Origin of the sequence: Lancefieldella parvula (assembly GCF_963530955.1) — a bacterium.
Taxonomy (GTDB): Bacteria; Actinomycetota; Coriobacteriia; order Coriobacteriales; family Atopobiaceae; genus Lancefieldella; species Lancefieldella parvula_A.
In genome coordinates this window covers 1-7,889 of record NZ_CAUSFQ010000067.1, presented here as the reverse complement: position 1 = coordinate 7,889, position 7,889 = coordinate 1, and the positions used below count along the sequence as shown (strand labels likewise).

Sequence of the window (7,889 nt, the reverse complement as noted above, 5' to 3'; positions counted from 1 at the left end):
TTACTGTGGATTTATCACTAGTTTCTGCAAGAGCAGGAGCAGCGTGGAGACCGCAAAGTAGAGCTACACTCAACGAAGAAACTGCAATAAGTTTTTGCATTGAAGGCCTGCTGGACAAACATGTCTTCTTTTTCATGGGCATATCCTTTTTTAAAGGGATAACTTTCTATATAAATAATAGTTTGATATGTCTGTTATTGTTCCCGTAAATTAATCCTATACAAATTCTCTATCTTCTATGAAAAAATGCTCAACTAATGAGATAAAAAACGTTTAATAGCAGATATATCCATAAATAAATGCTGGAAAACAGCTTGATTACCTGTGGCTCTTCCGGTAGATGGTGTAAAAACCTCCATGAGTGGTTTCTCGCCACATAAGTTGTTGATTAAGGTTATTATATTCCACGTGGCGAAACGTCACGGTATCGCGCTCCACAGGCGCAGTTTTGCCCTGCGGGGCTAAGAAAGAAAGGCACGAAATGGCTCAGGGTACTGTAAAGTGGTTTAATCCAGACAAGGGTTACGGCTTCATCTCTCGTGAGGATGGCGACGATTTGTTCGTACACTTCTCCGAGATTCAGATGGACGGTTTCAAGACTCTCGATGAGGGTCAGCCTGTCGAGTTTGAGATTACCACCGGCCAGAACGGTAAGCTCCAGGCTTCTAGCGTCCACAAGATCTAGTACTTGCGAACACTACCATCAAAAGGAGACCTTCGGGTCTCCTTTTTTGTTACATCGTTATTTTTACAGTTACAGTAACCAAGAGCTTTAATACCAGCGCTTGATGGTAAAGTTAGCAAGTTCAGAGAGTTTCTCGATATCTTGATGCTCATCATCACAATTAACAGCACAGGTGATAAGGCCAACAGAATTTCCTGTCTGAAGAGCCAGTGGGATGTCTTCAAACAGAATTGTTTTCTCGGCTGGAGTATTAAGGCGTTTAAGGACCTCAAGATACAGATGAGGCTCATCTTTTGCAGATCCAACATCTGCTGCAAACACCTGAGTATCAAACAGAGTGGATAGATGTAAACGAGGCTCAAGAAGAGCAAGAAGCTCTGGCTCGTTGACAGTTGCTAATGCAGTAGGGATGCCTTTTTCTTGTAGCTTGCCAATAAAATCAACAACACCAGGTCTAAGCTGCACGGAGTTTACAAAGAAGCTTTTACTAAGCTCTTTCCACTTGGCAACAATTTCTTCTGGATCTTCCTTTAGCCCATAGGTGGCAATTGCCCATTCAGCTCCCTTTTCAAATCCAAGAGGGGAGAGAATCTTGCCAATTTCTGGAGTGTAAGGGATTCCTCGCGACTCAAAAAACTTCTGGTCAACAAGCTTCCAAATATGGTGTGTATGAGCAATAGTGCCATCAAAATCAAAAATTGCTGCTTCAAAATCTGTTGCAAGAATATCTTCAAGTGTCGAGAAAATCACAGAGTTCCAATCAAGTTGCGGTGAGCTTATGTTTTTTATTGTTGACATGCCAGTCTAGTGTAAACTTTTAGCAAGTATGAAGAGGAGTAAACCAATACTTTTCGGAGGACCGCATGAAACGCAGCTTATTTAATACTCGCGGTAAATTGCTTGCTGTTTTGTTCTTTATTGTCGCAGCATTGTTTGCAACAACAGTTCAAAACGCATATGCAACTACCTACACAACTATGGATGCCCAAGGAAACATTATCCAGAGCGAATCACTAAAAGATGCCGTAGCACTTGCTCGTGCAACTGGCAGACCTATTGCACTTGACCCAGGTCACAGTGATGGCCTTGAAGGCAGAGATCCAGGTGCTACCTACTTTGGACTCAAAGAGGGAGACCTGGCTTGGGCAACTGCCATGTACGCCAAGAAGTATCTGGAAAAATGGGGTGTACAGGTTGTTGTTGTTCGTGGAGAACACGAGGATCCATCGATCAAGACGCGCGTACAGCGTGCTGTTGACGCAAACGCTTGTGCCATCATCTCGCTTCACTACAATGCCGGCCCTGCATCTGCAACGGGCTCAGAGGTACTTGTTCCTCATAAGGTAAGCTACAACTACGATCTTTATTTCTCCGGTCAAATTTTTGCCGGTAAGGTTAACTATTACCTCAGAAACAAAGCAGGCATTGTCACTCGCGGTGATGGCGCTACTGAGCGCGGCTATAACGATAAATATGGATCAGATTATTACGAGAATGGCGACGAGTCCGATTACTACGGTATTGTTCGTTATGCTCGTCAAAAGGGAATTCTTGGCGTAATTATTGAGCATCAATTCATCTCTAATCCAGCACATGCTGCTGAGTTTAAAGACCTTGGCGATAATTCCAAGGTTGACTACATTGGCTGGGCAGATGCATGGGCAATTTGGGAAATGTATAGCTCTGATACCTGGTGGAGCATGAGTAGTGTTTCAGTAGCTCAAAAGGATAGTGACATTACTCTAAAGCCAGTTCTTACTGGCGTAGTTACTGACGCAACATTTACTTATAGCTATGTTGGTCCAGACGGAACAAAAGTAACGGTTGCATCTAACACTACGGCAACTTCGTCTACCTTTACACTTCCTGCTAGCGGCCGTTACACCCTGTATATCACAGCAAGATCTTCTGACGGTCAAGAAGTAACCCGACAGACAAACTATGACGCTAAGATTAAAGAATCCTATGGCTGGCGCAGAGCTGCTGAAGGATGGATGTATTCCGACGACAACGGCACTGCTTACGTAAGCAGATGGCTTAAAGACGATGATGGCTGGCATTATTTTGATGCCAGGGGAATTGCTGTTTCTGGCTGGTTTACTACGCCAAATGGTAAGGTTTGGTACTTTGACGCAGCTGCAACTCATAACGCTGCCGCTCTTGGCCAGAGGACTATTTCAGGTAAGTCTTATTACTTTGATGAGACTAATGGAATGGCAAAGAATTCCTGGGTCCACCAGGCTGATGATTCTTGGTCTTGGGCGACAGAAGACGGCTCATTGCAAGCCGGTTGGAAACGTATTCCTAACGGTAAATGGTTCTACTTTGATAGTAATAACAACTATCGAGCCACCTTTGGCTTAATGTCTGATGGCTATCAGAAATACTATATTGATGTTGATCATGGTCTTATTTCTGGCGGCTGGATTAGCCTTGCTGATGGCAATTGGGCATGGGCAAATTCAGATGGCTCTCTTTATGTTGGCTGGAAGTACATGTCTAACGGCAAGTGGTTCTACTTTGATGAGAATGCAACTTACCCACTTATGAAGACCGGCGTTTTTTCTACTTCTAGTGGCTCGTATTATGTTGATGTAAATAATGGTATGACCTCTAATGGTTGGGTTGCCCTGCCTAACAATATTTGGGCATGGGCTCAATCAAGTGGCGCCTTAGCCTCTGGTTGGTTTAATACTCCAAATGGCAAGACCTGGTACTTTGACCCAACTACTACTGAGCACGGCGCCCTCTTCGGTCTGCAATCAATCAATGGCTCATATTATTATTTCGACGAGAATAATGGTCTGCTCCGTAACCAAGACATCACGCTTTCAGATGGCCGTGTTGTACATGCAGATACATACGGTGTTCTTAACATTAAGCCTACTGATACCAATAACGGTAGAGGTGGAAACGTTGACGGCAATAATGGCGGAGATAATAGAGACGCTAACAACACTCCTGTTGATAACGGTTCTCCAATTGAGCCAACTCGTGGTAATTTCTCTGATCGCACCAGCGTTCTTGGAGCACCTCTTGTCACGAAAGAGGATCTTCAGCGAGATTTCAATAAGCGCGTAGGTTCTGCTTATCCAGCTGTCTATGCCGAGAAGGGCGCTGCAACAGGAACCGATTTTGTAAACCAGCTATGGCAGGCTGCCATTGACGAGGGAGTTCGTCCAGAACTTCTCTATGCACAGGTCATGATTGAGACAGGTAACCTTCGCTTTGGTGGCGATGTCCTTCCTGAGCAGTGCAACTTTGGTGGTATGGGTGCAACTGGAGACGGAAAGCGTGGACTCTCATTTGATACCGTTCTTAAGGGACTACGTGCACAGGCTTTGCACCTTCGTGCATACGCAGGCTATGAGCCACTGACCGTTGATCCAAGCGAAGCACAAAAGGTTGACCCACGCTACGGAGCATGGATTCTTGCTAGGAAGGCAAACATTATCCGCAAGCTTGCTGGAACGTGGGCAATGGACAAGAACTATGCTGTAAAGCTTGTTCGCGTAATGAATGAGCTGTAAAAACCACTGCACATTGTGCAAAAGGAGTTCCGAGAAATCGGAACTCCTTTTTTATGCCAATTCTTTGTGAGTTTGAGTTGAGTTATCTTATCTATCAGGCTCTCCTTCAATGGAGTTGAGCATGTCAAAGTAGACATCGTCTTTCGTCATAATTCCTAGGTTCATCATGAAGTTCTTAGCAACACTAAAAAGCTCTGCATCAAGCGAGGCTCGCGTACCATCCAAGAAAATAGTAGAGACCTCATCTGTCGGAGCAACAGGAATTTGATTTTCTATGAGCGTGGCGTAAATCTCATCATCGTTCATATCTTCGCAGCTAAACTCAGGCTCTGTTTGCGCAAGAATAGCCGTCTCGGTACCAATAATAAACGTAGCACCTGGTAAGAACTTCAAGGCAAACTGATAACAGGCTTGGGCGGCTTTCAGATGCCTGAGTCTCCATTGGAAGAACGCCATGCGGTAATAACCAAACCCAATACTCTCGGGGTCATGGGCAAGCAGCAGGAGCTTCTTGAGTTCATCTGCCGCAGCTGTAATATCTAGCGACTCTTCAAGACAGTGGGAGAGATGTAGCCTTGCACTCATGCTAAGAGGAGCAATCTCAACAGCCCTTCTCGCGTGCTGGAGAGCATTTTGAGTTTGTCCTTGGAGCGTCTGAGCAATAGATATCAGAAGGTGCGCCTCAAAGTAAGACATAGGAGCTAGACGAGTGTTTTTCTCGGGATTAGAGAGAATTCTGTTGTAAAGTACGCGATCAACGTAGTTCATAAATACACGCCACTGAGTAGTGCTTGAGTCCGTGTAGGTGTTATTGCCATCGACGGAGTCCAGCGCTTCACGTAGGAGAAGTTCTGCATCTTGATAGTTTTTCTCGCCAATAAGGCGCTGGGCCTTGGTAACCGCCAAGGAAAGAACGCCTCCGTCAACAAACTCTTCTGAAATAGCCTCAAAGTCATCTTCTGCAAGCGTGCCCTTAATAAAGCGAGAAACCACGCGTTCTCCCGCTGCTCGCACCGTAGGCTCGGTAGAGTTTGCGGTATACGACAAGATGGTGCGGACGTTTTCTTCTGTAGAAGAAGAGAGGTTGCGCAAAATTTTGGTGATAATTTCTTCTCGCGCCTGACCTTCATCAATAGAAAGCCCCGACACTTCATCGGTGCCTAGTGCGTGAGCTGCGACGCTATCAAGACGTTTTTGAGAAGACTCAACAAAATCGTACCTACTGGGTGGACAGAAAATCTCGTTGTCTAGGGTAAAGAGCGGGTGCACCGCATGAAGAATGCCATCTACCTCGTCAATTTGTGCGTTCCAGAGCTGATAGACAGAAAGCGGATTAGTCTCTTCTGTAATGTTTGTATCTTCAAATTGCTTGCGAGTAATGTGGAACGAGAAAAGACAGGCATGCAGCTTGTTTGTATTGCATATGCCAGAGAGCCATACCTCGTTAATCTTCTGCGAGCTTCTAAAGGCGCTTGCGGAAATGAGCATGCCAAGATGTAAGTTATAAGCGGTGGCTGCACGACAGAGATCATCAAAGGTTGCCTCTTTGATGCTTCCATCTGAGCTAAGAAAGCTTCTTGGGAATTGCTCAGGAAGGGCCAGATGCACTCTAAAGGCGGCAATACCTTTGTGTACGTTGGTTCTAAACTCAGTGACAAGACGCTGAGAAAGGCGCAGGCTTTCAATGTGTAGGGAAATGGCTTTGCGGACAACCCACTCGCCATCTTCCTGGGTGCTTTGAGTTGTAGCACAGCGGGGTCGCGACTGCTTCATCATGGTAGAAACAATCTTTTGCTCAAAAGCAAGTAAGTCATGCTCAGATGCCATATTTGCATCAAGAAAGTATCGCTCTGCAAAGAGGGCTGTGTTTAGTGCACTTTCAATAGTAAGGAGCTGAATCTTCTGGTCATAGGAAAGTGCTTTTTGATTAGCGCGAAGATAAAAGAGGCCATTGGTGCGCAGACGTACCACACGGCAGGGGATAGCACTATCTTGTGCGTTAAGAACGCCGGCATCTTTTAATCTTTGAGCCAGATGTAGCTCAAAGTCACTAGGCGGGATGGCAACAGAACCACCTTTTCGGTGAGAATCTTTTTCACGCAAAAACGCCGTATTTACAAAGTGTTTAAGCACTTCAAGGGGAGTAGTGGACTCTGTAAGTGCAAGAGAGAGTGCTTCAATGTTGAGCTTTGTATGCCAACCAGTCTGATCAATAGAACCAACTTGCTGATTAATTTGAGCAGCGTCTAGAGACTCATCAGGCAGAACGTCTTTGTTGACGAGAGACGGATAGAGTTTTCCAAGCCTGTTTCTTCCAGGTTGCTTAGCTTCTGGATTATTTTCCTGACGAGTCATCATACACCTCCCAGGTTAGGCATAGTGATTCATCTATAGTTAACTATATACCTTAGCTGGTGTGCGACATTTCAGCTGTCAATAGTTAATTCGGCAGGCGAGAAGAAAATGCCATTGACTGGTTAGTTTTGCGTCATCAACGGTATACTCACATACGTAGATGATTGGATTGACATGGCAATATTGCAAAACGTAACTGATTCAAATAGAGCGCTGGTAACTTCTGAGGTAGTTTCAGATTTGCAGCATCGCTCGCTTATTATTTTTGATTTTGATGGAACTATGGCAGACACATTGCCCACCATTGTTTCTACAGCAAAGATGGCAATGACAGACTGTGGTCATACAGACTTTATAGAAGCAGATCTTAAAAAGCTTGTAGGACCACCGTTTCCTTATGGGTTTGAACTGGTCTTTGGTTTAAGCCACGAAGACGCTGTTGCGGTTACTAAGCGTTACCGTGAGCTCTATGTAACTACAGGAAAATGGCCGCTTTTTGAAGGTATGAGAGACCTTATTGATGACCTTCACGCCGCCGGTAAAAAGGTTGCCGTAGCAAGCTCAAAGAATCAGCCTATGCTAGAGATGGGGCTTAGGGACAACAACCTTATTGGTGTTCTTGATGCCTATGCAGGAAGAATAGATGAGGCGGCAACTGATAAAATCACCGCCATTGCTCACGTTATGCGCAAGCTTGGCTGTGACGCATCTGAAAGCGTCATGGTAGGAGACCGCCGTTTTGATATGGAAGCATCATTCCCCAATCAGATCCCGTGTATTGGCGTTCTGTATGGCAAAACCACTAATAAACAGGAGCTTATTGATGCGGGCGCAGTTGCAATTGTAGATACTGTAGAAGATCTACACCACGTTCTTCTCGCCTAAGAAGCCTTTACATACGCACAAAAAACGCCTTGTCACCAAGATGTGAACTGCCTCCCATTTCTTAGACACAAAAAATAGGAGGCAGTTCAAAACACACCTAAGTCGGATAATCTGTTAAAAAGACGTATACATGACGCAGAAAATACCTCAATCATGCAGATTATCGTCATTAGATGTGTAAAATGCCCTCATCTGAGCAGATTATCCGACTTAGGTGTGTTCCGTAGATACAGAATTTATCGATAGTTAAATTTCTTATATAAGTCTATTCATTTTCCAGCATATTAGATTAAGTTTATGCATAGAGATGCATATCGGGTAGTGCGGCCGCCTAGCTGCCTGGCTATCTTGATTAGAAACATGTCGATTCTTCAGCGAGACCTACCAAAGCTGCGCTATTTTGTGCGCCAGGCCTAAAAGCCGACGCTAACACG

5 protein-coding genes are annotated in these 7,889 nt (G+C 44.9%); 3 read left to right on the top strand and 2 right to left on the bottom strand.

Translation table 11 applies throughout. The features are described 5' to 3' along the window. The first annotated feature begins 481 nt into the window (after positions 1-481). Complete coding sequence (locus RWJ43_RS05155; protein ID WP_012808976.1) at positions 482-685, top strand: cold-shock protein; 204 nt, start codon at positions 482-484, stop codon at positions 683-685. Positions 686-772: 87 nt separating this feature from the next. Here the strand turns inward: RWJ43_RS05155 and RWJ43_RS05150 are convergent, their stop codons facing one another. Continuing rightward, the gene (locus RWJ43_RS05150) at positions 773-1,435 is read right to left on the bottom strand and encodes an HAD family phosphatase (RefSeq protein ID WP_314008598.1); all 663 of its coding nucleotides are present in this window, start codon (positions 1,433-1,435) and stop codon (positions 773-775) included. Between the two features lie 113 nt (positions 1,436-1,548). On the opposite strand from RWJ43_RS05150, the gene RWJ43_RS05145 reads away from it, so the two are divergent. After that, positions 1,549-4,215 carry an N-acetylmuramoyl-L-alanine amidase gene (locus RWJ43_RS05145; protein ID WP_314008596.1) on the top strand — a complete coding sequence of 889 codons (2,667 nt, stop codon included), beginning with the start codon at positions 1,549-1,551 and terminating at the stop codon, positions 4,213-4,215. An 87-nt stretch (positions 4,216-4,302) separates the two neighbouring features. Here RWJ43_RS05145 and RWJ43_RS05140 read toward each other — a convergent pair whose 3' ends face one another. Next, positions 4,303-6,573 carry a tetratricopeptide repeat protein gene (locus RWJ43_RS05140; protein ID WP_314008593.1) on the bottom strand — a complete coding sequence of 757 codons (2,271 nt, stop codon included), beginning with the start codon at positions 6,571-6,573 and terminating at the stop codon, positions 4,303-4,305. A 171-nt stretch (positions 6,574-6,744) separates the two neighbouring features. Here RWJ43_RS05140 and RWJ43_RS05135 point away from each other — a divergent pair, with 171 nt between their 5' ends. After that, on the top strand, positions 6,745-7,455 hold the full coding sequence (locus RWJ43_RS05135; protein ID WP_314008590.1) for an HAD hydrolase-like protein: 711 nt from the start codon (positions 6,745-6,747) through the stop codon (positions 7,453-7,455). Positions 7,456-7,889 lie beyond the last annotated feature (434 nt).

Bases quoted from the DNA above. Each gene is read 5' to 3' on its own strand.
- RWJ43_RS05155 (WP_012808976.1), top strand. From the start codon at position 482: ATGGCTCAGGGTACTGTAAAGTGGTTTAATCCAGACAAGGGTTACGGC.
- RWJ43_RS05145 (WP_314008596.1), top strand. From the start codon at position 1,549: ATGAAACGCAGCTTATTTAATACTCGCGGTAAATTGCTTGCTGTTTTG.
- RWJ43_RS05140 (WP_314008593.1), bottom strand. From the start codon at position 6,573: ATGATGACTCGTCAGGAAAATAATCCAGAAGCTAAGCAACCTGGAAGA.
- RWJ43_RS05135 (WP_314008590.1), top strand. From the start codon at position 6,745: ATGGCAATATTGCAAAACGTAACTGATTCAAATAGAGCGCTGGTAACT.